The organism is Gordonia sp. GN26 (assembly GCF_054823965.1).
This window is the reverse complement of sequence record NZ_JSYC01000010.1, coordinates 25,596-52,210: the sequence shown is the minus strand read 5'-3', so window position 1 is coordinate 52,210 and position 26,615 is coordinate 25,596. Positions and strand designations below refer to the sequence as shown.

24 protein-coding genes are annotated in these 26,615 nt (G+C 66.1%); 12 read left to right on the top strand and 12 right to left on the bottom strand.

Annotated elements, in window-relative coordinates; genetic code table 11:
- The first annotated feature begins 52 nt into the window (after nt 1-52).
- Nucleotides 53-5,413: a polyketide synthase Pks13 gene (gene pks13, locus OK17_RS03665; protein WP_461416693.1), complete on the top strand. Its 5,361-nt coding sequence runs from the start codon at nt 53-55 to the stop codon at nt 5,411-5,413.
- Between the two features lie 40 nt (nt 5,414-5,453).
- Complete coding sequence (locus OK17_RS03660) at nt 5,454-7,004, top strand: acyl-CoA carboxylase subunit beta (RefSeq protein WP_006867069.1); 1,551 nt, start codon at nt 5,454-5,456, stop codon at nt 7,002-7,004.
- Nucleotides 7,005-7,076: 72 nt separating this feature from the next.
- Here the strand turns inward: OK17_RS03660 and OK17_RS03655 are convergent, their stop codons facing one another.
- Complete coding sequence (locus OK17_RS03655; protein ID WP_232717496.1) at nt 7,077-8,522, bottom strand: 3-oxoacid CoA-transferase subunit B; 1,446 nt, start codon at nt 8,520-8,522, stop codon at nt 7,077-7,079.
- Nucleotides 8,523-8,666: 144 nt separating this feature from the next.
- On the opposite strand from OK17_RS03655, the gene OK17_RS03650 reads away from it, so the two are divergent.
- Nucleotides 8,667-9,437, top strand: coding sequence for an IclR family transcriptional regulator (locus OK17_RS03650; protein WP_232717495.1), 771 nt, complete (start codon nt 8,667-8,669; stop codon nt 9,435-9,437).
- Nucleotides 9,438-9,456: 19 nt separating this feature from the next.
- The gene (locus OK17_RS03645; protein WP_232717494.1) at nt 9,457-9,849 is read left to right on the top strand and encodes a carboxymuconolactone decarboxylase family protein; all 393 of its coding nucleotides are present in this window, start codon (nt 9,457-9,459) and stop codon (nt 9,847-9,849) included.
- A 2-nt stretch (nt 9,850-9,851) separates the two neighbouring features.
- Here the strand turns inward: OK17_RS03645 and pcaDC are convergent, their stop codons facing one another.
- The 11 genes from pcaDC to OK17_RS03590 all read right to left on the bottom strand — a co-directional run bounded on the left by pcaDC (nt 9,852) and on the right by OK17_RS03590 (nt 18,955).
- Nucleotides 9,852-10,994, bottom strand: coding sequence for a bifunctional 3-oxoadipate enol-lactonase/4-carboxymuconolactone decarboxylase PcaDC (gene pcaDC, locus OK17_RS03640; protein ID WP_232717493.1), 1,143 nt, complete (start codon nt 10,992-10,994; stop codon nt 9,852-9,854).
- Nucleotides 10,991-12,316, bottom strand: coding sequence for a lyase family protein (locus tag OK17_RS03635; RefSeq protein WP_232717492.1), 1,326 nt, complete (start codon nt 12,314-12,316; stop codon nt 10,991-10,993). Before OK17_RS03635 ends, pcaDC begins: the two co-directional genes overlap by 4 nt.
- Nucleotides 12,317-12,327: 11 nt before the next feature.
- Nucleotides 12,328-12,939 (bottom strand): protocatechuate 3,4-dioxygenase subunit alpha, encoded by a 612-nt coding sequence (gene pcaG, locus OK17_RS03630; protein WP_232717541.1) that lies wholly within the window; start codon nt 12,937-12,939, stop codon nt 12,328-12,330.
- On the bottom strand, nt 12,932-13,648 hold the full coding sequence (pcaH, locus tag OK17_RS03625; protein WP_232717491.1) for a protocatechuate 3,4-dioxygenase subunit beta: 717 nt from the start codon (nt 13,646-13,648) through the stop codon (nt 12,932-12,934). Before pcaH ends, pcaG begins: the two co-directional genes overlap by 8 nt.
- A gap of 72 nt (nt 13,649-13,720) precedes the next feature.
- On the bottom strand, nt 13,721-14,452 hold the full coding sequence (locus tag OK17_RS03620) for a class II aldolase/adducin family protein (RefSeq protein ID WP_232717490.1): 732 nt from the start codon (nt 14,450-14,452) through the stop codon (nt 13,721-13,723).
- Nucleotides 14,449-15,639, bottom strand: coding sequence for an NAD(P)/FAD-dependent oxidoreductase (locus tag OK17_RS03615; RefSeq protein WP_461416692.1), 1,191 nt, complete (start codon nt 15,637-15,639; stop codon nt 14,449-14,451). The genes OK17_RS03620 and OK17_RS03615 overlap by 4 nt, the downstream gene beginning before the upstream one ends.
- Entirely contained in the window at nt 15,636-15,833 is a 198-nt protein-coding gene (locus OK17_RS03610; RefSeq protein ID WP_006867079.1) for a ferredoxin, read from the bottom strand. The genes OK17_RS03615 and OK17_RS03610 overlap by 4 nt, the downstream gene beginning before the upstream one ends.
- 41 nt (nt 15,834-15,874) lie before the next feature.
- Nucleotides 15,875-16,657: a 3-(cis-5,6-dihydroxycyclohexa-1,3-dien-1-yl)propanoate dehydrogenase gene (gene hcaB, locus OK17_RS03605; RefSeq protein WP_461416691.1), complete on the bottom strand. Its 783-nt coding sequence runs from the start codon at nt 16,655-16,657 to the stop codon at nt 15,875-15,877.
- On the bottom strand, nt 16,654-16,965 hold the full coding sequence (locus OK17_RS03600; protein WP_006867081.1) for a hypothetical protein: 312 nt from the start codon (nt 16,963-16,965) through the stop codon (nt 16,654-16,656). Before OK17_RS03600 ends, hcaB begins: the two co-directional genes overlap by 4 nt.
- Nucleotides 16,962-17,549: a 3-phenylpropionate/cinnamic acid dioxygenase subunit beta gene (locus OK17_RS03595; RefSeq protein WP_232717487.1), complete on the bottom strand. Its 588-nt coding sequence runs from the start codon at nt 17,547-17,549 to the stop codon at nt 16,962-16,964. Before OK17_RS03595 ends, OK17_RS03600 begins: the two co-directional genes overlap by 4 nt.
- Entirely contained in the window at nt 17,546-18,955 is a 1,410-nt protein-coding gene (locus OK17_RS03590; protein WP_232717486.1) for an aromatic ring-hydroxylating dioxygenase subunit alpha, read from the bottom strand. Before OK17_RS03590 ends, OK17_RS03595 begins: the two co-directional genes overlap by 4 nt.
- A 405-nt stretch (nt 18,956-19,360) precedes the next feature.
- Between OK17_RS03590 and OK17_RS03585 the strand changes: the two genes are divergently transcribed.
- The 8 genes from OK17_RS03585 (at nt 19,361) to OK17_RS03550 (ending at nt 26,590) form a co-directional block, all read left to right on the top strand.
- Nucleotides 19,361-20,368: an AraC family ligand binding domain-containing protein gene (locus OK17_RS03585; RefSeq protein WP_232717485.1), complete on the top strand. Its 1,008-nt coding sequence runs from the start codon at nt 19,361-19,363 to the stop codon at nt 20,366-20,368.
- Between the two features lie 105 nt (nt 20,369-20,473).
- The gene (locus tag OK17_RS03580; protein ID WP_232717484.1) at nt 20,474-21,214 is read left to right on the top strand and encodes a DUF6081 family protein; all 741 of its coding nucleotides are present in this window, start codon (nt 20,474-20,476) and stop codon (nt 21,212-21,214) included.
- Between the two features lie 54 nt (nt 21,215-21,268).
- Complete coding sequence (locus OK17_RS03575; RefSeq protein WP_232717483.1) at nt 21,269-22,009, top strand: FadR/GntR family transcriptional regulator; 741 nt, start codon at nt 21,269-21,271, stop codon at nt 22,007-22,009.
- A 99-nt stretch (nt 22,010-22,108) separates the two neighbouring features.
- Nucleotides 22,109-22,921 carry an IclR family transcriptional regulator gene (locus tag OK17_RS03570; protein ID WP_406567016.1) on the top strand — a complete coding sequence of 271 codons (813 nt, stop codon included), beginning with the start codon at nt 22,109-22,111 and terminating at the stop codon, nt 22,919-22,921.
- A 17-nt stretch (nt 22,922-22,938) separates the two neighbouring features.
- Nucleotides 22,939-23,505 (top strand): hypothetical protein, encoded by a 567-nt coding sequence (locus OK17_RS03565; protein ID WP_232717481.1) that lies wholly within the window; start codon nt 22,939-22,941, stop codon nt 23,503-23,505.
- Nucleotides 23,506-23,716: 211 nt separating this feature from the next.
- A complete protein-coding gene (locus OK17_RS03560; protein ID WP_232717480.1) occupies nt 23,717-24,685 on the top strand; it encodes a 3-keto-5-aminohexanoate cleavage protein in 969 nt (322 codons plus the stop codon).
- 45 nt (nt 24,686-24,730) lie between these two features.
- Complete coding sequence (locus tag OK17_RS03555; protein WP_232717479.1) at nt 24,731-25,495, top strand: SDR family oxidoreductase; 765 nt, start codon at nt 24,731-24,733, stop codon at nt 25,493-25,495.
- Between the two features lie 282 nt (nt 25,496-25,777).
- A complete protein-coding gene (locus OK17_RS03550) occupies nt 25,778-26,590 on the top strand; it encodes an SDR family NAD(P)-dependent oxidoreductase (RefSeq protein WP_232717478.1) in 813 nt (270 codons plus the stop codon).
- The last annotated feature ends 25 nt before the right edge of the window (nt 26,591-26,615 follow it).

Below are 26,615 nucleotides of genomic sequence, written 5' to 3'. Positions count from 1 at the left end.
AGTCACCCGGCACCCGGTTTCGGGTGTCGACGAGAGCAGTAGTCTGGAAGCGATGTCTGAACTGAATACCGACGAGTCCCGCGGCACCGATCTGCCCGACGCCTCGTCCCTCGAGACCCCCGGTTCGGTAGACGGAGCAACCGCCGACTCGACCGACGCCACGTCGAACGGTGAGGCCACCCCCGGCGAGACCGCCGGTGACCTCACCGTCGACGAACTGCGGGACTGGCTGCGGGAATGGGTGTCGCAGGCGACGGCCGTGCCGGTCGCCCAGATCGACGTCGACCGCCCGATGGAAGAACTCGGACTCTCCTCGCGCGATGCCGTGGCGCTCGCCGCCGACGTCGAGGACAAGACCGGGGTCATCCTGACCGCGACCGTGGTCTACAACCACCCGACGATCTCGTCCCTCGCGCAGCGCATCATCGACGGCGACCCCGACGAGGGCCTCGACGACACCGCCGACACCTTCTGGCAGCGTGAGCGCACCGCGGACGACGACATCGCGATCGTCGGTCTGTCGACCCGTTTCCCCAAATCCGGCACCACCCCGGAGTCGACCTGGGAGGCGCTCGTCGGCGGCGTCGACGGCATCTCCGACCTGCCCGAGGGACGGTGGACCGAGTTCACCTCCGATCCGCGCTTCGCCGAGATCCTCGAATCGTCGAACATCAAGGGCGGCTACCTCGACGACGTGCGCTCGTTCGACGCCGACTTCTTCCAGATGAGCCCGCGCGAGGTCGAGATGGTCGATCCGCAGCAGCGGCTCGCGCTGGAACTCACCTGGGAGGCGCTGGAGCACGCCCACATCCCGCCAAGCGACCTCAAGGGTGCGCCGGTCGGTGTGTTCATCGGAACGTCGACCAACGACTACCAGCTGCTCGCGACCCTCGGGCTCGGTGAGGGCGCCGAGGACACCGCGGCGTACGCGCTGACCGGTACCTCGACGGCCATCGTCGCCAACCGCGTCTCCTACTTCTACGACTTCCGCGGACCGTCGATCGCCATCGACACCGCGTGCTCGTCGTCGCTGGTCGCGATCCACCAGGCGGTCCGCAGCCTGCGCACCGGCGAATCCGATGTCGCCCTCGCCGGTGGCGTCAACATGCTGATCACGCCCGCCGCGACCCTCGGCTTCGACCGGATCGGCGCGCAGGCCAAGGACGGCCACATCAAGGCCTTCTCCGCCGACGCCGACGGCATGATCCGCGCCGAGGGCGGCGGTCTCGTCGTGCTCAAGCGCATGGCCGACGCCCGCCGCGACGGCGACGACGTCCTCGCGGTCATCGCCGGTTCGGCCGTCAACTCCGATGGTCGTTCCAACGGTCTGCCCGCCCCGAACCCGGAGGCCCAGGTCGAGGTGTTGCGTTCGGCGTACACCGATGCGGCGATCGACCCGCGCACCGTCGACTACGTCGAGGCCCACGGCACCGGCACCATCCTCGGCGACCCGATCGAGGCCGACGCCCTCGGGCGCGTCGTCGGGCGCGGCCGTACCCCCGACAAGCCGATGCTGCTCGGTTCGGTGAAGACCAACTACGGACACATGGAATCCGCCGCGGGTGCGGGTGCGATCGCCAAGGTCGTCCTCGCGCTGAAGAACGGCGTGATCCCGGCGTCGCGCAACTACAGCGGCCCCAACCCGTACATCCAGTTCGACGCGACCAATTTGAAGGTCATCCCGGAGGCCACCGAGTGGCCCCGCTACTCGGGCCACGCCGTTGCCGGCATCTCCGGCTTCGGCTTCGGCGGCACCAATGCCCACGTGGTGGTCCGCGAGGTCCTGCCCAGCGACCTGAAGCCGGAGACGGCTGCGGTCGACGCCGGGGCCTCCGAGCTCCCGGCCACCGAGTCTCTGCCCGGCGAGCCGGATCTCGACGACGAGGACGAGTTCCTGACCGAGGCCGAGCGGGCCGTCCTGGCCGCGCAGGCCAAGAATGTCGAGCCGGTGGTCGCCGAGACCGCGACCGACCCGGCCGAGGGCTTCGCGCCGTGTGCCGTCGAGGGTTCGGTGGTCCCGCTGGTGATCTCCGGCTTCCTGCCGTCGCGTCGCCGCAAGACCGCCGCCGACCTGCTCGAGTGGCTCGAGTCCGACGAGGGCCGGGCCACCCCGCTCGCCGACATCGGACGCGCACTCGCGCACCGCAACCACGGTCGGTCGCGTGCCGTGGTGATGGCCCGCACCCATGAGGACGCCATCACCGGTGTCCGCGCGGTCGCCGAGGGCAAGGGCAATCCCCTTGTGTACTCGTCGGATTCGCCGGATGCGGCGTCGGCCGTGTGGCTGCTGTCCGGCTTCGGTTCGCAGCACCGCAAGATGGCCAAGCAGCTCTACACCGAGAACCCGATCTTCGCGAAGTACGTCGACCGCGTCGACGCGCTCATCCAGAACGAGCTGGGTTACTCGATCGCCGAGATGTTCCTCGACGACGAGCAGACCTACGGCATCGAGACCAGCCAGGTCGGCATCTACACCATTCAGGTCGCACTCGCCGACACGCTGCGCCATCACGGAGCGGAACCCGGTGTCCTGGTGCCGCATTCGATGGGCGAGGCCTCGGCCTCCTACATCAGCGGCGGCCTGTCGCTGGAGGACGCGACCCGCGTCATCTGCCAGCGTTCGCGACTGATGGGCGAGGGCGAGTCGATGCTGCAGGGTGACGACATCCGCCTGATGGCACTGGTCGAGTACAGCGCCGAGGACATCAACGACGTCCTCGTCGACTACCCCGACCTGGAGATCTGCGTCTACGCAGCGCCGACGCACACCGTCATCGGCGGACCGGAGTCGCAGGTCGACGCGATCGTCGAGCGGGCCGAGGCCGAGGGCAAGCTCGGCCGCAAGCTGCAGACCAAGGGCGCGAGCCACACCTCGCAGATGGACCCGATCCTCGGTGAACTCGCCTACGAGCTCACCGGCATCGAGCCGCGACGCCTCACCACCGGGTTCTACAGCTCGGTCGACCGCGAGGTGTTCTACCGCGCGGGTCACGAGCCGGTCCACACCATCGACTACTTCCTCAAGGGTCTGCGCCACAGCGTGTGGTTCAGCCAGGCGATCCAGAAGTCGGTGGAGAACGGTCACCGCACGTTCCTGGAGCTGTCGCCCAACCCGGCGGTCCTGATCTCCGTTGCCGCCGTGACCTTCTCGGCCGGACTGCACGATGCCGAGCTCATCGAGACCCTGCGTCGCAAGGAAGACGAGAGCTTCGGTCTGGTCAACGCCCTGATGAAGCTGTACGTGCACGGCCACCCGGTCGACGTCGCGTCGCTGTTCGGCACCGGCGGTTACGCCGCCATCCCGCGAACCCGCTTCGAGCGCAAGGAGTTCTGGCTCAAGGCGCAGCTGTCGTCGGGTGGTTCGGCCGGTTCGGTCCCCGGATCGCATGTCGCGCTGCCCGACGGCCGGCACGCCTGGGAGGTCAACGCCGCCGCCGTCACCGACCCGCGCGCCCTGGTGCACGCCGCCGCCGCTCAGGTGTTGAAGAACGCCGCGGTCGGTGCCGCGGTGTCGCACGGAGAGATCCCGAAGGCGGGCACCGTCACCACCACGCTGAGCCCGCATCCGGGCGGCGCGTCGGTGAGCCTGCATGTGAAGGCCGACAAGAACTTCCGTCTGCTCTTCGAGGCCGTCGTCACCGGCGACCTCGACGAGACCGCCGGCACGGTGTCCGCGCCGGCGGCGGCCCCCGAGTCCGGGGCCGCGGCGTTCGCCGACGACAAGGTCGTCGTCGAGGACGAGGTCGTCGACGACATCGGGAACAAGTGGAACCCGGAATCCGGTGAGACCGTGGGTGATCGCCTCGCGATCATCGTCGGCGAGTCGATGGGTTACGACCCCGAGGACCTGCCGCGCGAGATCCCGCTCATCGAGCTGGGCCTGGATTCGCTGATGGCCGTGCGGATCAAGAACCGCGTCGAGTACGAGTTCGACATCCCGCAGCTGCAGCTGCAGGCGATGCGCCAGGCGAACCTGGCCGACGTCCAGAAGTTCGTCGAGTTCGCGGTCACCCACCGCGACCAGCTCGACGACCTCGCCGAGAACGCCGGCGGCGGAGGCGAACTCGACACCGCAGCGCTCAACGCCTACATCGACGAGCAGAACGCCAAGGACGCATCGTCGGGCCTGCCGGCCGTCGAGGAGTCGCCGGAGCCGAAGCAAGAGGTGGCCCAGGACGTCGTCGACGTCGAGGACGCCGTCGCGACCTCCCCGGGCACCGACCCGGAGCCGGTCACGGCTCCCGCGCCCAAGGCGGAGACCAGGCCGGCCACCGACATCACCTCGCAGAAGGCCGTCGCCGAGGCCGCGGGTTCGGATGTCCCGCCGCGTGATGCGGCCGAGCGTCTGACCTTCGGCACCTACGCGGTCGTGACCAAGAAGTCCGCGGGTGGCATCTTCAACAAGCTGCCGGTCCTGTCGGAGGAGATGGCCCAGCAGCTCACCGACCGCCTCAACGAGCGCACCGGTGGCGACATCGACGTCGAGGACATCCTCGACTCGGAGACCATCGAGGAGATGTCGAACTACGTTCGCGAGCACCTCGATGCCGGCGCGTCGACCGACGGATTCCTGCGCTATCTGCGTCTGGTTCCCGAGGACAAGAAGGTCTACGACCCCGCAGCGGGCGACCCGACCCCGATCCTGTTGTTCCACCCGGCCGGCGGCAACACCTCGTCGTACGAGGCGCTGCTCAAGCGTCTGCCCGACGACCGGCCGGTCATCGGTTTCGACCGCGGCGTCGAGGGAACGATCGAAGACCGTGTCCGCGAATACATCCCGCGTCTGCGTGAACTGCAGCCGAACGGGCCGTACGTGCTGGTCGGTTGGTCGTTCGGTGGTGCCCTCGCCTACGGGGTCGCCCAGGTTCTCCGCGAAGCCGGTGAAGAGGTCGCCTTCGTCGGCCTGATCGACGTCGTGCGTCCGCGGGAGGACATGACCGAGACCCCCGACACCAAGCGGGCCCGCCTGGAACGGTGGAAAGAGTTCGCGATCCGCAACTACGACCTCGACCCGGACGTGCCGATCCCGATGGAGCGGCTCGTCGAGGCCGACGACGAGGGACAGTTCGCGATCATCATGGAGATGATGTCGATGTCGGGCACCAAGATCCCCGGCGGCATCATCGAACACCAGCGGACCTCGTTCATCGAGAACCGCGTGCTCAGCAACATCGCGCCGGAACCGTACGACGGCAAGGTCGTGCTGTACCGCGCCGACAAGATGCACGCCGGGGCGATAGAGCTCGAACCGCAGTGGGCCGAGATCGACGAGGACGGCCGGTGGGGCGAGGTCGTCGACGACCTCGAGATCATCCACATCGGCGGCGACCACCTGTCGATCGTGGACGAGCCGTACATCGCCAAGATCGGCGCCGATCTGGCCACGCGTCTCGGCGAGCTTGATAAGAAGTAGCTTCAACGAGACATCGTGGTCGCGTAGAAAGTGAAGGACCGTGACTGACACCACCGCAGGCAAGCTCGCCGACCTCCGGCAAAAGCTGGAGGCCGCTCGCGAACCCGGAGGGGAGAAGGCAGTCGCCAAGCGTGCGGCGAAGGGGATCTGTTCCCCTCGCGAACGCCTGGCCATGCTGTTCGACCCGGGGACGTTCGTCGAGATCGGCGCGCTCGCCAAGATGCCGGGCGCCGCGGAGAGCGGTTACGGCGACGGTGTGGTCACCGGTCACGGCCTCGTTCACGGACGCCCCGTCGCCGCGTTCTCGCACGACCAGACCGTATTCGGCGGCACCGTCGGTGAGATGTTCGGCCGCAAGGTTGCGTCACTGATGGAGTGGGCGGGCAAGATCGGCTGCCCGATGGTCGGCATCAACGACTCGGCCGGCGCCCGCATCCAGGATGCCGTTACCTCGCTCGCCTGGTACGCCGAGATGGGTCGCCGCAACGACCTGCTCTCCGGTCTCGCACCGCAGATCTCGGTCATCCTCGGCAAGTGCGCCGGCGGTGCCGTCTACACCCCGGCCAACACCGACATCCTCGTCGCCGTCGAGGACAAGTCGTACATGTTCGTCACCGGCCCGGACGTGCTCAAGCAGGTCAACGGCGAGGAGATCTCCGCCGAAGACCTGGGCAGCGCCCACAACCAGGCGCGCTGGGGCAACATCCACCACATCGCGCCCGACGAGAAGGCCGCCTTCGACTGGGTCCGCGAGTACCTGCAGTACATGCCGTCGAGCGCCTACGAGCAGCCGCCGGTGATCAACCCGGGTCTCGAACCCGAGATCACCGAGTCGGATCTGTCGCTCAACGACTTCATGCCGGACAACGACAACGCCGGGTACGACATGAAGGACATCATCATCCGGTTGTTCGACGACGGTGCCTTCCACGAGGTGGGAGAATTGTTCGCACCCAACATCATCACCGGTTACGCGCGCGTCGACGGCCGGTCGGTGGGCGTCGTCGCCAACCAGCCGAGCGTCATGTCCGGTGTGCTGGACACCGATTCGTCGGAGAAGGCGACGCGGTTCGTCCGCATCTGCAACGCCTACAACATCCCGCTCGTGTTCCTCGTGGACACGCCCGGCATCCTCCCCGGCCTCGCCGAGGAGCAGAAGGGCACCATCCGCCGGTCGGGTCGCTTCCTCTACGCCTACGTGGAGGCCGACGTCCCGAAGGTCACCGTGGTGCTGCGCAAGGCCTACGGCGGTGCCTACGCGGTGATGGGGTCAAAGCACCTCGGTGCCGACATCAACTTCGCCTGGCCGACCGCCAAGATCGCAGTGATGGGCGCCGAATCGGCTGCCGCGGTGCTCACCCGCCGTCAGACCGAGGGACTCTCGGCCGCCGAGGCCGACAAGGTCCGTCGTGACTTCATCGACTTCTACAACACGATGATGGCCACGCCGTACCTCGCGGCCGAACGCGGCTACGTCGACGCGGTGATCGAGCCCGCCGAGACCCGCCTGCAGCTCCGGAAGGCGTTGGCGCAGTTACGCGACAAGCAGGTCCTCAAGACCCCGCGCAAGCACTTCCTGATGCCGATCTAACCGCGCAAACCCACCCCTTTTCGCCAAACCCAGCACCCCTCGAGGTGCTGGGTTTGGCCATTTCTGGTGGGTCTACGTAATCGGTTGTGAGTCGATGTCGATGTGCAGGGTTGCGCCGGTCGCGGTGGTCATGTGCTCGACGGCCACACCGGGTGCCAGCTCGCGGAGCACCAGGCCGTAATCCTCCACGTCGATGACGCCGAGATCGGTGATGATCCGGTTCACGACCCCCTGGCCGGTGAGGGGCAAGGTGCACGTGTCGAGGATTTTCGGGTTCCCGGCGCGATCCGTGTGCTCCATCAGGACGATCACGCGCGACGCGCCGTGGACGAGATCCATGGCGCCGCCCATGCCTTTGACCATCTTGCCCGGGATCATCCAGTTCGCGAGGTCGCCGGTGGACGACACCTGCATGCCGCCGAGAACTGCGGTATCAATGTGGCCGCCACGGATCATGCCGAAAGAGCGGGCCGAGTCGAAAAACGCGCCCCCGTCCCGCACGGTGACGGTCTCCTTGCCCGCGTTGATCAGGTCGGGGTCGACCGCGTCCGCCGCCGGATAACCGCCGGTGCCCAGGATTCCGTTTTCCGAGTGGAGGGTCACCCGGACATCGGACGGGAGGTAGGAGGGGATGAGCGTTGGAAGGCCGATGCCGAGGTTGACGTACTCGCCGTCGGTCATCTCGGTAGCGGCGCGGGCGGCCATCTGGTCGCGGGTCCATCCGACGACCGGAGCCGATGCGGTGGAGACGCAGCGGCCTTGATCGGACGGGACGCTGACGGTGAGCTTCTCGATTCGCTTTTCCTGCGGTCCGGTGTGGACGATCCGCTGCACGTAGACACCGGGTAGATGCACTGCGTCCGGGTCGATCTCACCGGGTTCGACGAGACGCTCGACCTGGGCGATGGTGACCTTGCCGGCCATCGCAGCCAGCGGGTTGAAGTTCATCGCGGACTTGTGGAACAGGAGGTTGCCGTCCGTGTCGCCGACCGCCGCGTGCACGAGCGCGAAGTCGGCGGTGATCCCTGCCTCGAAGACGTACGGTTTGCCGTCGAAGACCCGGGTCTCTTTGGGTGGTGAGGCCAGGGCGACCGATCCGTCGGCCGCGTAGCGCCAGGGTAGTCCGCCGTCGGCGACAGGGGTGCCGACACCGGCAGGTGTGTAGAAGCCGGGGATACCCGCTCCGCCCGCCCGCAGTCGCTCGGCGAGCGTTCCCTGGGGGGTGAGTTCCACTTCGAGTTCGCCGGAAAGGTACTGGCGTGCGAACTCCTTGTTCTCGCCCACATAGGACGCGGTGACCCGGCGGATACGTCCTTGGCGCAGAAGCACTCCCAAACCGTGGTCGTCAACGCCGCAATTGTTGGAGAAGACCTCGAGACCGGTGACGGCCGACTCCGCCAGTGCGTCGATGAGCGCATCGGGAATGCCGCACAACCCGAAACCGCCCACCGCGATACTCGCTCCCTCCCGGACATCGGCCACTGCTTCGGCGACTGACACGTACACCTTGGACGACAACACTTCTCCTTTATCGTTCGGTCAGCAGACATCGTCCGCTCTCGTATGACTCAACAATGTCGTTGCGCTGGAGTGCAATATGTACGGCCAACCCACTCGTGAGCTGCTCGCACGGTGAGCATCTGCGTCAGCTACGTTCATTCTGTGAACGCAACGAGTGATGAGCGTCCGCACGTCGTCGCGCGCGTCGGAGCGCTCCTGCGGGCGGTGGGCGCGGCCGAGCCCGCTGGGGCCTCGACGACCGAGCTCGGTCTGGCGACAGGTTTGGCACGCCCGACTGTGCACCGACTGCTGATGTCCCTGGCCGCAGAAGGACTCGTCGATCGTGACCGCGGCACGGGCAGGTGGACACTGGGGCCGGAACTCTATCTGCTGGGCGCGGGAGCGGCTGCACGATATGACATCGGCGAGCAGGCACACGACGTGGTCGCTCGTCTCGCGAGAGAAACGGGGGAGAGCGCGTTCCTGTCCGCCCGCCGGGGTGACGAGACGGTCTGCGTGCTGAGTGAGGAGGGGAGCTTCCCGCTGCGGTCTCACGTGCTTCACGAGGGAGTGCGGTTCCCGCTGGGCGTGGCGTCGGCCGGTCTGGCGATTCTCAGTCATCTCCCGGCGCGCGAAATCGACGAGTACCTGTCCCGAGTCGACCTTCTCGGCAACTGGGGCAGAGCACATTCCGATGCCGACATTCGTTCGCGGATCGAGTCGACCCGCGAGACCGGCTACGCGCTCAACCCTGGGTTGCTCGTCGAGGGAAGTTGGGGTTTGGGTGCGGCGGTCTTCGATCGTGCGGGACGGCCGGCCTGGGCGCTGAGTCTCACCGGCGTCGAGACGAGGTTCCGGCCGGAGCGGGTCGGCGAGATGGGTGTACTTCTGCTCGAACGGGCGCATCTGCTCACCGGTCGATTGCGATCGTGAGATCTGCGACGATGAGTGTATGTCTGACAACAGCTTCGACAACGCCTCTCAGTCCTTTCGGGACGGGCTCGACGTCCGCCGGCAGGTGATGGGTGACGAGTTCGTCGATCGGGTGCTCGCCCGCACCGAAGGAACGGAATCGGCTGTCCTGCAACAGTTCGTAACTGAACACGTCTGGGACGCCGTATGGAACCGACCTGGTCTCGAGCGTCGTGATCGGAGCCTGCTGAACATCGGAATGCTCACCGCCCTACGAGCGCACGAGGAACTCGCGGGACATGTTCGGGCCGCATTAAACAACGGTCTGACGCGGGACGAGGTCGTCGAGGCGATCGTGCACACCGCGGGGTACTGCGGCGCGCCCGCGGCGTTGTCGGCTATGAAGGTGGCCCAGCAGGTCTTTGACGCCTGAGGTCACTCGGTAGCGTGATCGGCGAGCGCCCTCTTGCCGAGGGCGAATGCCCGGTTGCTGTTCGGCACGCCCGTATACACCGCGGTGTGGAGAAAGACCTCGACGAGCAGCTCCGGGTCGACGCCGGCGCGCAGGGCGGCCCGGATATGCATGTCGAGTTCGTGCTCGTTGCCGACCGCGGTGAGGATCGCCAACGTGAGGAGCCGTCTGGTGTGATGGTCGAGCCCCGGACGGGACCAGATGTCGCCCCACGCCGTTCGGGTGATGAAATCCTGGAAGGGCGCGGTGAATTCGGTGCTCTCGGCGATGGACCGGTCCACGTGCGCTTCGCCTAGTACCGCACGCCGGACGGTCATTCCGTTCGTGTAGGTGTCTGTGAACTCCGCGCTGAGGTGCCGGCGCAGGCACTCGGTGACCCGACCCGCCTGCTCGAGGTTGGCGAGTTCGCCGCACGCCCCGACCGCGTGGAACCTGCTGCCGGCGATCTCTCGCGCCCACTGGCGGGCGACGCTTCCCGGCCCGGTGTCGTGTGCGGTGGCGCCCAGCACCAGCGTGGGGGCCACGATGCGGGCGCGATCATGTGCGCCGCCGTCCCATTCGGTAAGCGCATCGCAGCAGGACGCGTACGCCGCAGGCGTCATTCGGCATAATGTCTCACGGAGGCGGTCGACGAGTTCGGGGGCGTTCTTCGCCAGACCTTCGGTGACCCAGCCGGTGATCGCTTCGGGAACGATCGCGGCAATCCCGTGTTCGCGGGCAAGTCGGGAACGCTCGGCCCATGTTGCAGACGTTCCTGCGGCGCCGACGGCGATCAGGGTGAGAGTGAGGGTGCGGGCCGGATGATGGGCAGCGACGTGCTGACCGACGATACTTCCCAGGCCGACGCCGGCGAAATGAGCACTGTCGATGTGATGGGTGTCCAGCAGGGTCAGGACGTCACCGGCGAGATCGGCGACGGAGTACGGTCCGGCGGGCGCCGACGACCATCCGTGACCCCGGAGGTTGACCGCGACTACACGGAAATCTGCTGACAGCGCGCTGATCTGAGGTTCCCAGACCGAGAGGTCGGTGCCAAGCGCGCCCAGGAGAACGACGACGGGAGCATCCGGGTCCCCGAACTGTTCGTGGTCGAGTTCGACTGTCATGACATCTCTCCTCGGCGTGCGGCCAGGGCCCGGTCCACCAGGTCGGTGGCGTGCCCCAGATAGTTGGTGGGGTCAGTGAGTTCGGCGATTCGTGCGGTATCGAGGTGGCGGGTGATCTCGGGCGATTCGCTGAGACGGCTTCCTGATCGTGCTGCGCGCGTGACGATATCCCTTGCCTCCGAGGTGACCTGGGCGAGCGCCGCGGTGACCCGTTCGGCCAGGATGTGTCCCCCGGTGAGTTGGAGATTCCGGGCCATCGCGTCCGAGTCCACCTCGAGCCCTTGGAGGCTGGTCGCGAGTCGGGACGCCGCTCCGCCCGTGCAGCCGAGAAGACCGGTGAGGGTTTCCCACTCGGCGTGCCATGGTCCGCCGGCCCGGTTGAATTCGTGGTCGGAGTTCGCGAGAACGGTGGCGACCAGACCGGGTGCGCGACGTGCCGAAGCCCGGGCAGTGACGGCCGCCGTCGGATTCCGCTTGTGGGGCATCGCCGACGAGCCGCCGGGGTTCTGTTCGGCGACCTCGGCCACCTCGGTCGATGACATGGCGACAATGTCGGTGGCCGGTTTGGACACCGCGGCGGCGGCGACCCCGAGCGCCGTGGCGATCTCGAGGACCGGGGTGCGGTCGGTGTGCCACGGCGCCACCGCACGGGACAGCCCGAGATCGTCGGCGAGGGCGTCGGAAACGCGGAGTCCGTGCGGGTGAGATGCTGCCAGAGTTCCTGCGGCGCCGCCGAATTGAACGGGCGCTGCCGACAACGCCGCGCCGAGGCGGGTGGCGGCACGATCGAGGGACGTGAACCATGTGGTGGCGAGTAGACCGAAGGTCGACGGCAGGGCCTGCTGTCCGAGGGTGCGTGCCACCATGGGCGTCTCCCGGTGGATGTGTGCCAGGTCGGCGGCGGCGTCAGCCGCGGAATGCAGATCGTCGACGACGATCGAACCACCGCGACGGAGGATGAGCAGCAGAGCGTTGTCGAGGATGTCCTGGCTGGTCGCGCCCTGATGAACCAGTTCGGGCTCTACGCCGAGGAGTGTCGCCCGCTCGCGCAGGATCTTCACGAGAGGAATGACCGGGTTGCCCCCGTTGACGGCGGCGCGCCCCAGTTCGGCGATGTCGACACCACCGGGAGCGCCGAGTTCGGCCACCGACGTCTCGATTGCGGCACACTGCTCCGCGCTGAGCAGCCCGATCGTCGCCTGGGCCCGGCCAAGGGCGGCCTCGACGTCGAGCATGGCGCGTACCCAGGCCTCGTCGGACAACTCTGCGCCCACACGGTCCGCGCCGAACAGGGGATCGAAGAGCTCGCCTCGGGTCGACATCAATGCCATTCTCAGACCACGAAGAAGGGTGTCTCCCGACCCAGGGGGTCGGAGTCCTGGACATGAACCGTCCATGAGTAGCCGTCGTTGACACGGGTGGCGATCAGTTTGGGACGGTCGTGCCCGGAGAGCGTGGAGAGAACCGGATCGAGCGCGTGTGCGGTGGTGTCCTCCGGGAAGTACATGCGGGTGACCAGGCGATCGAGCATTCCGCGGGCGAAGATCGAGACGTCGATGTGCGGGGCTTCGACGAGCCCGTCCTCGGCCGGCAACACAGCGGGTTTTACGGTGTGGATGATCGCGGTGCCGGTTCCGTCGGCCGGGCTGCGTGCGAAGCCCCGGAACGTCGTCAGCCCACCGTCCCGCACCGGGAACCGACCCTCGCCGTCCGCCTGCCACGTCTCGACCATCGCGTCCGCGACGGGCTGCCCGTCTCCGTCGACCACGGTGATCGCGACGGTGATGCGGTCGGCATGGTCACCGGACACGACGTCGGGCCCGTCATCCCAGAGCAGGCCGATGTGCCAGTACGGTCCCACCGTCTGTGACGGCGTCGGGCCGTAGGCCGCGGTCGTGAAATCCCCGCGGGTTACCTCGTACACCGGTGCCACGTGGTCAGTCATCATGGTCGTCCTCGCTCTCGAACACGGTGGCTTCCCGCCCGCGCAGCACGATGTCGAAACGGAAGGCAAGAGCCCAGTTCTCGACGTCGGCGTCGTGGTCGGGGATGCTCACCATCCGGTGCCTCGCCTCGGCCGGCACGGCGTTGAAGATGGGGTCCTGGAAGAACATCGGGTCGTCGGGGAAGTACATCTGTGTCACCAGGCGTTGTGTGAACGCGGTCCCGAACAACGAGAAGTGGATATGCGCGGGGCGCCAGGCGTTGTCATGGTTCCGCCACGGGTACGGGCCCGGCTTGATCGTCGTAAAGGTGTAGCGGCCCTCGGCGTCGGTGATGCACCGACCCAGACCGTTGAAATGCGGATCCAGCGGCGCCGGCCAGTTGTCGCCGGTGTGCCGGTAACGTCCACCCGCGTTCGCCTGCCAGATCTCGATCAACGCGTGCGGGACGGGCTTTCGGTCACCGTCCAGTACTCTTCCGTGGACGAGGATGCGTTGACCGAGCGCCTCGCCGCCGTTGGCGATCGTGAGGTCGCTGTCACCGGGGCGTAGGCGGTCCTCGCCGAAGACCGGCCCGCTCAGTTCGGTCAGGCGGTGCGGTAGGAGTTTGAGCGGTTGCTTGGGATGACGCAACACGGTGGTGCGGTAGTCGGCGAAGGCGGCCGGAACCTTCGTGTGGTGAGTTTCGTATCCGGGAGGCAAGTGCAACATGGGATCTCGCTGTCGATTCTCTCTAGGGCGGGAAACGAGCGGTGGTTCGGCGACCGGGGCCGCCGAACCACGTCAGTCGCCGGGGTTCAGGCGCGTCACCTCGTGCCGCCACGCGGTGTCGAGGTTGAGCGAGCCGCCGAGGTCGGGCAGGTCGGCCAGGTCCTCCGGCGGTATGGGGCGGACCGTGCCACCGGCCGCGACGACCGCCAAGGAGAGCGAGGCGATTGTCGCCACCGAGGCTGCTCGCAGAACCGCTTCCTCGACAGACCCGCCGGTGGCGGTGAGGCCGTGGCCGCGCATGACGACGACCGGACGGTCACCCAGTGCCGTCGCCACCTCGTCACCCAGTCCCTCGGTGTGGATGAGGGCGGACCGCGGGTACTCCGGGACTCCGCCGTGTGCCAGGACCGCTCCGGGGATGTCGTAGGCGCCGACGATCGGCAGGATGGGCAGCCCGGCGAGGTTGGCAGCCACCACATCCCGGGGGTGTGCGTGGACCACGCAGTTGACGTCGGGACGATGGTGCAGCACACGGGTGTGCAGCGGGAGCTCGGCCGGCGGCCGGTGTTCGTCGAGTTCGCCAGGAGCGCCCGGAAAACCGTCCATCGTCACCAGGCGGATGTCGTCAGCGGTGGTATGGGCGAGACCCCGCTCGCGGGGTCCGCGGCACCGGACGAGCACCCGCGCTTCGTCGATGCGGACACTGATGTGTCCGAGGATTCCGGGAGCGAGTTCCCGTGCGGCGAGAACCCGGCAACCGATCGCGATCTGTTCGCGGAGATCCGCGTGCGAGAGGACGCTCATGCGGTCACCGCTTCGTGCGACGACGCACGGGATGCATTGCGCGCCGCGATCGACTTGCGGAGCCGGACCGATTCACGGGGCCAGTTCACCGCCATCCCGCCGGTGACCTCTCCGCTCCCGTCTCTCCAAACCGCGACCAGCCGGAACGGATCAGCTTCCTCGGTGACCTCGGGATCGACGCCGGCGGGGCGGATCCCGAAGAGGTGGATGCGCCAGTCGTACTGATCGCTCCACACGTATGCCACCGGGTCGTGTGGTGGTGTGTCCTCCTTGCCGGCCAGTCGTGCAGCGACGGCTGCGGCCTGCTCGATTCCGTTGGTCCAGTGTTCGATTCGGCTGTGCGCCCCGGTACTGGGACGGAACCATGCCGAGACGTCGCCGATCGCCGAGATGTTCGCGTGGCCGAGCGCCCGACCGTATTCGTCGCACCGCACGCCTTCGGCGTCGGCAAGCCCGGCGCCGGCGAGCCATTCGGTGTTGAGGGATGCGCCGATCCCGACGAGGACGGTGTCGGTGCGGATCTCGGAGCCGTTCGAGAGCAGCGTCCGGATCGAGCCGTCTGCGCGCGTCATGTCATGAACGGCCACGCCGAACTTCGTTGTCACACCGTGCGCGTGGTGCAGATCGACGAACCTCTTCCCGAGCTCGTCGCCCACGACTCGCGCCATCGGGATCGGTGCGCTGTCCACGATCGTCACCTCGAGGTCGTTGGCGCGCGCGAGCGCGGCCACCTCGGAGCCGATGAAGCCGGCACCGATGATCAAGAGTCTGCGTGACGTCGTCAGGCGTTCGCGCAGCGTCCGCGCGTCATCGATGCCGCGGAGCACGTAGACGCCGTCGCTGGTCCAGGGCGACGGACGCGCCTTTGCGCCGGTGGCGATGACGAGGTGGTCGTATCTGACGACGGCACCGTCGTCGAGATCGATCTCGTCGTCACCGGGCCGGACGGCGGCCACGGCGCGACCGAGATGGAGCTCGACCCCGAGGTCCTGGGCCTCCGACCGGGTGATCAGCGGTACGTGGGGATCAGAGTCGACGGCGAGCTTGGACAGCGGGGGCTTGTCGTAAGGAACCTCGTGCTCGGCTTCGAAGACTTGAATGGTCCCGGTGAAACCGAACTGCCGCAACGCCTTCGCCATGCGTATCCCGGCCACCGAACCGCCGGCGATGACCACGCGAGTGCTCATTCGTCCTCCAACCACAGCGCCGAGACCGGACAGCTCTTGGCTGCGGCCTCGACACGCGCGCGTTCACCGTCGCCGACCTCGGCCTGCAACAAGACGACAAGACCATCGTCGTCGAGGTCGTAGTAGTCATCGGCTCCGACAACGCAATTCGCGTACCCCTGGCACGCACTCAGATCAACTTTCAGCACAGCCATGTGCGTCCTCCAGATAACAGACAGTCACGCGCGAGGCGTGATCAGGCCTTGATTCCCATGCCGCCGTCGGAATGCATGACGCGACCTGTGATTCCACGCGCCCGGTCCGACGCGAGGAAGACATAACTCCACGCGTGATCGGCGCCCGAGAGCGCGACGGCCAGCGGAGTGCGGCCGGCGAGCTCGCTCGCGCGATCGGGCCCGTCGAGTCTTCGGGCGGTGATCCCCAGGGACGACAGGCCCCGCAGATCGGTGTTGAGCGTGCCGCCCGGCGCGACGCCGTTGACCCGGACGTCGGGTGCCATTTCATACGCGAGGGTGGTGACCAGCCCGCGGACCGCGAACTTCGAGGACACGTAGAGCGTCCCACCCCGTCCCGGGTAGTAGGACGAGGTGGACTCGGTGAGGATCACGTTCCCCTTCGACCGGGCAAGCTCATCCATGGCGCTCTTCACGCTGAACAGATGGGACTTGACGTTGATGGAGAACATCTCGTCGAAGGCCGAACCCATTGTCTCGGGGTCGAGTTCGGCGAGCTTCCGGTAGAAGTCGAATACCCCGACGCAGTTGACGAGGACGTCGAGACCGCCGTCGCGATCCACCGTCGCGGCGACGGCGGCGTCGTTCGCCGCGAGGGTTGTCGCGTCACCCGCGATGACGAGTACCTCTGGTCGCTCGGACTCGAGTGCTCGGCACTTGTCCTCGCTGATCTCGAGTACCGACACCCGGGCCCCTTCCGCGCAGAATGTCTCGACCACCGCCCGTCCGATACCCGATCCGCCGCCGACGATCAGAGCGCGTTTTCCGTCCAGCCACCCACTCATGCCTGGTCCTCCTCGGTGATCAGCGGGCTGAACGGACTCCCGACCATTGCGGAGAGCGTTGCGTCGTTCTGCCAGGTGAGGGCTTCGAGCTCGAGGGGGTCGAGCGTGATCCACTGACCGGACCGCGGTGAGCGGATGAGGATGCGAGCGCCGTTGCGCGTCAGCACCTTCGACACCTCGATCTCAGAGAACTCGTTGCCGATCGTCAGTGCGGGCCCGTCCTGGTGTTCCTGAAGCCCGGCGAGCTGCGCTCCGGCAAGCGCGTTGGCAGCGGCGTCTTCTGCTTCCCCCTCCCAAGAGAGCTTCACAGGAAGATCGCCAGGTTCTGGGTGCGGAGCACCGACTCGTCAACTGCTATGTGGCGACGGGCAAGTCGCCACACGGAGCCCTCCCGGCGCAGCAGGTCGGTGCGACCCGCAGAGATCAGCGACGCCTCGCGGACATCACCACGACTCCGGAACAGTAGGACCGCGGATTCGACGATCAACTCGTCGGGCGTGTCGGTGGCGAAGGTCCGCACGTTGCTCAGGTGATGGCGGATCCGCGAGGGCGGGTCCTCGGTCCAGGCGTGCTCGGTGTGGAAGCGCGCGACGCGCCTGCTCAGCGAGTACTTGTCCTCGTCGAAGTGGGCCATGCGTTTTGCAGTGTCGTAACCGGAGTTGAGCGCGGTGGTGATCCGGATGGGCATGAAGTAATGGATGTCCTCGCTCAGCGAGTCAAGCCAGGTCTCGTAGTCCTGGTGATCCAGGATGTAGGTTTCGTCGACCAACCACTTGTGCGCCGTCAGGTGTCGCGCGTCGTCGAACGGCAGTGATGGTCCGGTGGCCTCGGTGCGAGCGGCGTCCTGGCCGAGCGGGGATTGATCGGATCGGATGGGGATGTGTGTGGTCATGCCGAGGTCTCCACTGTGCTCGAATCGCAGGATGTACCGAGTTCGGGTGCGCCGACCCGGATCTGGGCGACCTGCGGAGGTTCCATATCGAGGTGGTCGGCCCATGTGTTGAGGAGGTGTCGTTGGTTGTACTCGCCGTAACCGACGTGGGCGACGCCGGGGCCGGCGAACTCGTCGGCGGTCAGCGGCGCCACCACCGGGCTGTCGTCGTGGAGCATGCCCATCCGGCCGTTGAGGAGTAGACGCTGAGCCATTGAGCCGGCTGCGGTGTTGGTCAACGAGACCCAGTTCTCGACATCGTCCTGCTCGAACATGCCGCTGCTGCCGAAGCACATGAGATAGGCCTTGTACGAGAGCTTCTTGAACTCCTCGGGCGCCTCCTTGTCCACGACGAACCACGAGAGGACCTCCGTCTCGTCCGCGCTGATCGGTTGCCACTGGCGCAACGAGATGAACGGGAGCACGTCGTCGGACTCGCCGACCTTGGGCCAGTTGTGGACAAGGCTGAGATTGGGGAACAGCGATGCTGCCGAGATCATGAAGCCGTCGCGACCGATGACGTCGATCTGCTCCTGGGTCCACTGTTCTTTCATCCGCGTGATCATCTCGTCGGGGTATCCGACGTAACCGACCCGTTCCTCGAAAGTTCCGGGCGGCAACTTGTAGGTGGTTCCGCCGCCTTTGCCGGCCCAGTAGGTGTTGCCGTCCTTGCGCTTTTCGGCCTTCGGTTCACGGAACAGCCCGATCTCGACGACACTCGTATGGGTTTGCGGGGTGTGGTACATGTCGCCGGCAAAGTTCTCCGCGCCGATCTTCCAATTCGCCTTGACCCGCCAGCGTTGCGGGCCGAGCACCTCGACGCCGCTCCCGCTCTGCTTGGTGTAGTAGTCCAGGTAGAAAGCGAAGTCGCCGAGGAACTCTCGCAATGGAGGCGCCTCGGGATCCATCGAGACGAAGATCAGACCGTTGTAGATCGCGAGACTCGGAGCAGGGAGCAGTCGCTGGCCCTTCTTGGCAAACCCCGCCTCGCCCCCGTATGCCTCCTTGTGGAAGGGCAGTCCGACGATGCGGCCGTCGTTCTTGTATGACCAGCCGTGGTAGGGGCACCGGAAATGGGATGCGTTGCCTTGCTCGGCGCGGCACACTTGCATGCCGCGGTGCAGACACATGTTGAACATCGCGTGGACCTCGCCGGATTGGTCGCGGCTCACGATGAAGGAGTTGTCCACCACCCGACGAACGACGTAGTCGCCGACCTCGGGGATCTCCGACTCGTGCGCCACGAACATCCAGGACCTGCTGAACAGCCGCTCCTTCTCGGCGGCGAACACCTCGGCGTCGTTGTAGATGTGGGCGGGAAGCATGCCCTTTCGGACGTTTCGCAGAACGTCGTCGGCGTCGCGCATGTGACCTCGTTTCAGTGTGATCGGGGATGAGCCGAGAGTCTGCTGTGAAGATGAATTGGTGTCAATGCCTCTGCTCTATGGGCTCAAGAGCCCGGCGCGTCTCCATCTACCTGCGGGAACGCTGGAACATGGGCCTCCGGTCGAATGGCCGTGACCCGCAAGGGGCTGACGGGACATGAGAGCTGAAAGTGCAGCTCACGCTGCATGTATCAGGTATCTCAGGGGTGCTCGCGAGGTCTACGCGAGAAAAGTTCGAGACCTCTGCACAGCAGAAACCAACTGTGCGCCGCTTGTGAAAGGTTCAACAAATGTGTTCACTGTGACTTAGCTCATGGTGGCCGAAGGGGAGTGTCGGATGGCACGCGGTGGCCGAGCGCAACTACCTGTAGCGGTTGAGGAGAATCAATGACCGAGCCCTTTGTCGACCTGTACACGCGCAACGGCTTCGCCGGACCGGTGGGAACCATTCTGCGGTCGCACTATGCCCCGCCATACGCGCAGGTGAAGGGGACCTACGCCCCGCGTCGGATGGACGTGCACGCTGTTGCCGATGAGCTGTTCCGAGGTGCCGGCGAGCTCCCGGTTGCCGTCCTCGAGGGCGATGACGTCAGCATCGAGCTGTCCTACCGTGCCGAGGGCTCGTCCACCGCTGTGCGCAACGTGCTGGCCGACGAGATCCACTACATCCTCGAGGGCGCCGGCCGGTTGGAGACCGACTTCGGCGTACTCGACGTCGCCGCAGGCGATTTCGTACTCCTGCCGCGAGCGGTTACCTACCGCTTCGCATCGGTGAGCACGCCGATCCGCGAGATCGTCGTGGTGACCGCCTCGGAGATGGTGCTCGATCCGCAGCCGCCGGTGGCCCTAGACGTCACCCAGCATGTCGACATTCCCGAGCCGAATCCACAGCCACGTCAGGACGGCCCGTTCGAGGTCATCATCCGGCATGGCAAAGACACCACGATCTACACCTTCGATGTCGATCCCATGCCGTGCATCGGTACCGGAGAAGGCCCGGTGGTCCGCCGGTTCTCGTTCGAGAACGTGCCGCACCTGACGTTCGAGCAGACCGGGCCCTTCCCTCCGAAGCTGTTCGACGACGCTTCGAGTCGCGTGCTGATGTTCAATCTCAGCGACCGCGAGAGTCCGCGTCCGCCGATCCACCACAACGCCGACTTCGACGAACTCATCTTCTATGTGGCGGGTCCCGGCCGGTATGGCGAGGTCGACGTACCCGGAACGATCATGTGGACGCCCAAGGGGATCGTCCACCACGGTCCGGCCGAGGACGTCCCGAACGGGTATCGCGCATTCCTCGTCGAGACCCGCGCGGCGATGCGCCTGACGCCGGCCGGCGAAACGATCGCCACACTGATGGAGACCGGGATGTTCGGTCTCTTCGACGAGAACTGACCGTACGCAAGCCCATTCAACGACCGCATCGCACGCCCCGGGCTGCGATGTCGACGGCCCGTGCGCCGGTGATCCGCGCGCATGCCTCTTCCGAAAGGACCGAAGATGACCACCACCGAAGAAATCACCTCCGCCCCGTACGACGACTTCACGGGCACCGAACTCGACACCGACAAGTGGATGTTCCTGGAATACCCGATGCCCGACGGGAGTACCCATGTGTGCGCCGAGCCCAATGCGGAGGTCGTGGTGGGCGACGGTACGTTCTCCATCCGCATCGAGCAGTTCGAGAATCACGATCACGTCGTCCAAATAATCGACAATCCGAAGCACCTGGTGTTCACCACTGAGGCTTTCGACGTGCCGGAGAGCGGTGAGATCCGGTTCTCGGTGACCATGGCCGCCGAGGGGCTCAATGCCACCGCCCACGATTATCGGGACGGCTTTGCGGCCTTCAATGTTCTCGATCTCCAGGGCGGATGGGTGTTCGACCTCGCGGCGACCTCGGATCGGATCTTCGCGATCCACGAACGTCTCCCGTTCCCCGGTGTCGTCACGCCCTTCACCCACTGCATCGATGCTCCGTTGAGCGGTCTCGCCGTCGAACCCGGCGCGGAGCACCGCTACTCGGTGACCCTCGATCGCGAGGCGCGGTCGGTGGTGTGGGAGGTCGACGGCAAGGGCGTGTACTGGGTGGACGACGCAGAAGTGCCCGGACAGGTGCAGGTGGGTTTCGGGGTCTTCACCCTGCATCCGGTGCAGGACAGTGGCAGTGTCTCCTTGCGCGGCCAGGGGCTCGCCGCACGCTGGCGCAACCTGACGATCGAGATGCCCAGTAGTGCATAATGGCAGCACAAATCGGGTGACGGACCGCTGCCGAGCATGGGATCGGGGGATCGTATGACCGAGTTCAGGGCGGCGCCTGCGCGGCAGACCCGTCTGTATCAGGACGTTGCCGATCAGTTGCGTGAGGCGATCCTCACCGAGCAGTTCGTCGCCGGCGACCGACTACCCATCGAATCGGAACTCGCAGCCCAGTTCGGCGTCAGTCGGGCGGTCGTGCGGCAGGCGACTCTCAACCTGGAACACGAGGGGCTGGTGACCGTGCTGGTCGGTGCCGGCGGCGGGACATTCGTCACCCAGCCCGACACCACGCCGGTTCTCCGCGCACTGGAGAACTACTTCCGTCACCGGGGCGTGCCGTTCGAGGACTACCTGCACGCCAAGCGGATCCTCGAACCGACGGTTCTCAACGACATCATGCGGTTCAGTGATCGAGCTCATCGAGATCGCCTGCAGGCGAACGTCGATGCGTTCGAGAGCGCGTGTCGCGAAGGTGCCCCGGACGGAGAATTGCTGACGCTGTCGCTCGAGTTCCATGAGATCTTGATCTCCGAGGTCGGGAACCCGGTTCTCGAACTGGTACTGGGCGCCCTCGTCCGCCTCGGTGATCGGGTGCCGGAGTTCCAGCAGACCCACAACCAGGATTGGCAGCACATTCTCGACGAGCACCGGGAGATCCTGAAGGCGTTGGCGGACAACAATGCCCGCGCCTTCCGGGAGTGCATGCTCGAACACCTCGAGTCGGTCGAGCACATCTACGGCGATGCCCACGTCATCGAGTCGCCGCGTCGGCGGTGAATGCGAGACCCACGCAAGAGGATTGAAAACCATTGCGGGACAGCGATGACAAGGTGATTTCGCCGGCGATTCTCTGGTTGGTTTGTCTGCAGGTCAGGTATGATCACTGTCATGCAGATAAACCCGCCGGGCCGCCGCTTTCAGGACCCGGCGATCCCGGCGCCGCAGTATCCGATCGAGTCCGTCGACAACGCGCTGAAATTGGTTCTCCTGCTTGGTGAGAAGCCCGCGATCCGGATGACGGATGCAGCCCGCTACCTGGGGGTCGCGACCTCCACGGCCCATCGGCTGCTCGCGATGCTGCAGTACCGGGGCTTCATGCGCCAGGACCCGGTGTCGAAGGTGTACCGGGCCGGACCGGCTCTGACCTGGGTGGCCTTCGCGATCTTCGGCCGACTCGACATCCAGGGCGTGGCCAACCCGGTTCTGCGCGATCTCAGCGAGCGGTTGCGCGAGACGGTCCATGTCGGCATCCTCGACGGCGCGAGTGTCAGGTTTGTCGCCGCGGTGGAGAGCCCGACTGCGGTGCGGGTGGCGTCCCGCCTGGGACGCACGATGCCGGCGCACTGCACCTCGACGGGTAAGGCGTTGCTGGCCCGGATGTCGACCGACGAACTCCATCAGCTCTACCCGGTGGAAGAGCTCGAGACGATCACACCGCATTCCATCAGCAGCCGTTCGGAACTCGAGGCGGAGTTGGCGACCATCCGGGAACAGGGATTCGCGACCAACCGGGAGGAGAGCGAGGACGACGTCGCGTCGGTCGCCGTGCCCATCGTCACTCGCGCTCCCGGCTTGCGGTTGGCCTTGAATGCCTCCGCTCCGCAACATCGACTTCGCCAGTCGCATTACCGATTGCTTGCCTCGATGCTCGTCGAAGCTGCTGCCGAGATCGGTGAGCAGCTGGGCTGAGCTCCCGAAAGGACCCCATGACCGAACTGGCAAAATTTCCGGTGACGGTCGCCGTCCGGCGCCGCGCCAAACCCGATTCCGTTGACGCGCTGATGAAGTGGGGGCGGGATCTGTGCGCGACCGCGCGCGATCATCCCGGTTTCATCGGTTCGGACCTCAGTGTTCGCGGTCAGGGCGCCACCTCTGAACTCGTGATCGGACTGAGTTTCGACACCTCGGCGAGCCTCGCTTCCTGGGAACGCAGTCAGCGGCGTGTCGAACACCTCGCGAGCAGTCACATGCTGACGGAGGGGCCTGTCATCGGGATGACGGTGGCCGATTTCGACCGAGGTATGTTCGGTGGTCGGCCGGGGCAGGTCGCGGTCGCCCCGCGTCGCTGGCAGACCGCGGTTGCGGTGTGGCTGGCTCTGTTCCCTGCGGCCGTCCTGCTGAACTCGCTCGTCATGCCACGGTTGCCGAACCTACCCGTGGCTCTGAGCACCCTGGTCAGTACTGCCCTGCTGGTTCCGTTCGTGGTGTGGGCCGGGGTGCCGACAGTGCATCGGGTTTGGGAGCGAGTCGCGAGGATTGGCTCTGCACAGTAGAGAACCGCTGGCGTACTAGGGATTCAGCCTCGAGGTTTGCAAAACGCCCTGGCCTTAATGGTTCAAACAATGTAGGTTCAACCACGTGGGGCCGTCTTGCCCCTCCTGATCGAGCTTTCGCCTCCGCACAAACTCGATCCTCCACTGCCGGTGCCATCGCACTCGAAGCCGCGAAATCACGTCACCCGTACATCCACGAGGGAGCTTTCGAATGACCCAGCCCGTATCACTGTGGGAAGCCGCTGCCCACGAAATGGAGAACTATGCGTTCGTCTCCGACCCTGAGCTGCAACCGAAGTGGGATGTCCCGGCGAAGATCGCGATCAACGTCGCGGTCGCAGGCCGGGCGGGTGTGGGCGATTCGTCTGCCTACCCCGTCGACATCGAGGAGTACATCGATTCCGCGTCGGAGGTCATCGAAGCCGGCGCGGCAGGCGTCCACATCGACTTCACCTGGGTGACCGATTCCAAGGGTCGTCGCCTGGACAAGGACCTCCCCCCGACCGAGGCCTACGGCCTGGTGCTCGATCCGTTGCGTAAGCGATTCGGTGATGACTTCGTGTCGAATCTCAACGTGCTGAACGGAAAGACCTTCGAGGAGTGCATGAGCCCGGCGGTCTCAGGTCTCGCCGAGGTAGCGCCGTGTGCGGCCGGACATCCTGAAGAGTTCGTGATCCCGGCCGTCAAGACTCTGACCGCGAACGGCGTGAGTCCGGAGATCGTCGTGCACAGCTCCGGTGAGATCGAGTTCGCGAAGCGCCGGCTTTTCGACACGGGCATCGTCACCGGGCAGACCAACTGGATCGTGCTGTACGGGCTCCCGGTCGACGTCGGACGAACTCTGATCTCGGGTGCGTGGGTCACCGACACCCGTTCCATGGCCACCCACCTCTTGCTGATGGTCGACCAGATCCGGCAGATCGACCCGAATGCGGCGATCACGGTGTGCAATGCCGGGCGCGCGAATCTCTACATCACGACGCTGGCGACGATGATGGGACTGAACATCCGCGTCGGACTGGAGGACAGCGGGTGGAAACACCCCAACAGCGACGAGACGACCACGAGCAATCTCGAATTGTTCACGCGGGCAAAGACGATCGCTGCCGAACTCGGCCGCGTTCCGGCATCGGCCGACGACTACCGAACCCAGATCGGGCTCAGCGCCCGGCGCGCGTAGTCATCCCCGAGCCATCGAATCAACCACGAGAGAGGGTATCGGAGTATGACGACGAGTAGTGAGTTCGAAGGAAAGGTGGCACTCGTCACCGGTGCGGCATCCGGAATCGGAAGGGCGTCCGCCCTGGCGTTCGCGGCCGCCGGGGCCAAGGTCGTGGTCGTCGACCTCGACGAGGAACAGGGAAACAGGACAGTGGAGCTCGCCGGCGGCGAGGGCGCTGCCTGTTTCGTCCGCGCCGACGTCTCCGACCAGCAGGATGCCGAACGGATGGTGGAGACCGCGTTGTCGAAGTTCGGGCGGCTCGACGCGGCGCACAACAACGCGGGGATCGAGATCGCCGGTAAGGCGATCGCCGATCTGCCGCGGGAGGACTGGGACAAGGTCATCAGCGTGAACCTGAGTGGCGTCTTCGCCGGCATGCGCGCTCAGATCCCAGCGATGCTCGAGTCCGGCGGTGGCGCCATCGTGAACACTGCATCGGCGCTGGGCACCGTCGCCCTCCCGAACCAGGCCGCGTACGTGGCGTCCAAGCACGGTGTTGTCGGCCTGACGAAGGCTGCGGCCATGGAGTACTCCGCGCAGGGTATCCGCGTGAATGCGTTGTGTCCCGGAGTGATCCGTACTCCGATGGTCGAAGAGATGGCTGCCCATGACGCCGGGTTCATTCCACTGATGAACCAGATGCATCCGATCGGTCGTCTGGGAACCACCGAGGAGATGGGCGCGGTGACCCTGTGGCTGTGCTCCTCGGCAGCGTCATTCGTCACGGGTCAGGCCATTCACGCCGACGGCGGTTACACGACGCACTGAGCTGGACTCGGCGCAGGCCGACCGCCGACCAGACGCACCCCCGGGACTCTCCCGGGGGTGCGTTCGTCGTTCTGCCGGTGGGTGTTTCCGCTGAGGTAACACGAAACCCTCTCTGCAACACAGAGATACGTTGCATATCCGAGTCGACGCAGCTTAGTGTCGAGACGGGATGTGACCCAAGACACGATGGGCATCCCCGCGGCGCCGCGCGTCGCGATCTGGCCGGACCCGGCCGAAGTGCCTCTGCGGGAACCTGTCCCGGCACAACTGAAGGAGACGATCGTGAGTACAACTCTGGAGCCCGACGTGACGGCAGCATCGGTGAAGCAACCAGGCGGCCGCCTCGCCGGCAAGCGGGTGCTCATCACCGGAACCGGTGGTGGGCAGGGTGAGGCCGCTCAAGCGATGTTCGTCCGCGAAGGCGCGCGCGTCGCCGGCTGCGACGTCCAGGAAGGCCGTGCGGAGGCGACCGCCGGCGCGCTGGCCGCCGAGGGGCTCGATGTGTCGGGTTCCACCGTCGACCTCACCGACCCCGCAGCGGCGACCGCGTGGGTCGAAGAGAGCGCGGAGCGGCTCGGCGGAATCGACGTGTTGTACAACAACGCGGCGGGCTTCGGCTTCGCGCCGTTCCCGGACATCACCTACGAGATGTGGAAACACGTCATCGACGTCGAACTGAACCTGGTGTTCACCGTGACGAGCCCCGCGTGGAAGCATCTCGTGGCATCCGGCGCTGGATCGATCATCAACGTCGGGTCGATTTCGGGTATCCGCGGTGTGGCTCCGCTGGGTCAGGCTGCCCACTCCGCGGCCAAGGGGGCGATCATCGCGCTGACGAAGTCGCTGGCGGCCGAAGGCGCCGAGCACGGACTCCGTGTCAACGCCATCTCGCCGGGCTTCGTCGCATCGCCCGCCACCGACACCGCGGTGGACGCACAGGGACGCGACTACATGCTGGGACTGCACCTGATCCAGCGCGCTGGAACGGGCGCGGACACGGCGGCGCTCGCCACCTATCTCGCGTCGGACGAATCGTCCTGGGTGACTGGGCAGAACATCGTCATCGACGGCGGATGGTCGGCCGGTTTCCGCTGATCCACTCCTGAATCCCGATCGCCGA

Excerpts from the sequence above, each read along its gene's own strand:
- OK17_RS03635 (WP_232717492.1), bottom strand. The coding sequence starts at position 12,316 with ATGTCGACCCGAGGCGAGCTCTTCGATCCCCTGTTCGGCGCGGACCGT.
- OK17_RS03595 (WP_232717487.1), bottom strand. The coding sequence starts at position 17,549 with ATGACCACACACATCCCCATCCGATCCGATCAATCCCCGCTCGGCCAG.
- OK17_RS03585 (WP_232717485.1), top strand. The coding sequence starts at position 19,361 with ATGACCGAGCCCTTTGTCGACCTGTACACGCGCAACGGCTTCGCCGGA.
- pks13 (WP_461416693.1), top strand. The coding sequence starts at position 53 with ATGTCTGAACTGAATACCGACGAGTCCCGCGGCACCGATCTGCCCGAC.
- OK17_RS03575 (WP_232717483.1), top strand. The coding sequence starts at position 21,269 with ATGACCGAGTTCAGGGCGGCGCCTGCGCGGCAGACCCGTCTGTATCAG.
- OK17_RS03590 (WP_232717486.1), bottom strand. The coding sequence starts at position 18,955 with ATGCGCGACGCCGACGACGTTCTGCGAAACGTCCGAAAGGGCATGCTT.
- OK17_RS03555 (WP_232717479.1), top strand. The coding sequence starts at position 24,731 with ATGACGACGAGTAGTGAGTTCGAAGGAAAGGTGGCACTCGTCACCGGT.
- OK17_RS03620 (WP_232717490.1), bottom strand. The coding sequence starts at position 14,452 with ATGAGCGTCCTCTCGCACGCGGATCTCCGCGAACAGATCGCGATCGGT.
- OK17_RS03560 (WP_232717480.1), top strand. The coding sequence starts at position 23,717 with ATGACCCAGCCCGTATCACTGTGGGAAGCCGCTGCCCACGAAATGGAG.
- OK17_RS03580 (WP_232717484.1), top strand. The coding sequence starts at position 20,474 with ATGACCACCACCGAAGAAATCACCTCCGCCCCGTACGACGACTTCACG.
- hcaB (WP_461416691.1), bottom strand. The coding sequence starts at position 16,657 with ATGAGTGGGTGGCTGGACGGAAAACGCGCTCTGATCGTCGGCGGCGGA.
- pcaG (WP_232717541.1), bottom strand. The coding sequence starts at position 12,939 with ATGACTGACCACGTGGCACCGGTGTACGAGGTAACCCGCGGGGATTTC.
- pcaDC (WP_232717493.1), bottom strand. The coding sequence starts at position 10,994 with ATGACAGTCGAACTCGACCACGAACAGTTCGGGGACCCGGATGCTCCC.
- OK17_RS03565 (WP_232717481.1), top strand. The coding sequence starts at position 22,939 with ATGACCGAACTGGCAAAATTTCCGGTGACGGTCGCCGTCCGGCGCCGC.
- OK17_RS03610 (WP_006867079.1), bottom strand. The coding sequence starts at position 15,833 with ATGGCTGTGCTGAAAGTTGATCTGAGTGCGTGCCAGGGGTACGCGAAT.
- OK17_RS03570 (WP_406567016.1), top strand. The coding sequence starts at position 22,109 with ATGATCACTGTCATGCAGATAAACCCGCCGGGCCGCCGCTTTCAGGAC.
- OK17_RS03645 (WP_232717494.1), top strand. The coding sequence starts at position 9,457 with ATGTCTGACAACAGCTTCGACAACGCCTCTCAGTCCTTTCGGGACGGG.
- OK17_RS03615 (WP_461416692.1), bottom strand. The coding sequence starts at position 15,639 with ATGAGCACTCGCGTGGTCATCGCCGGCGGTTCGGTGGCCGGGATACGC.
- pcaH (WP_232717491.1), bottom strand. The coding sequence starts at position 13,648 with ATGTTGCACTTGCCTCCCGGATACGAAACTCACCACACGAAGGTTCCG.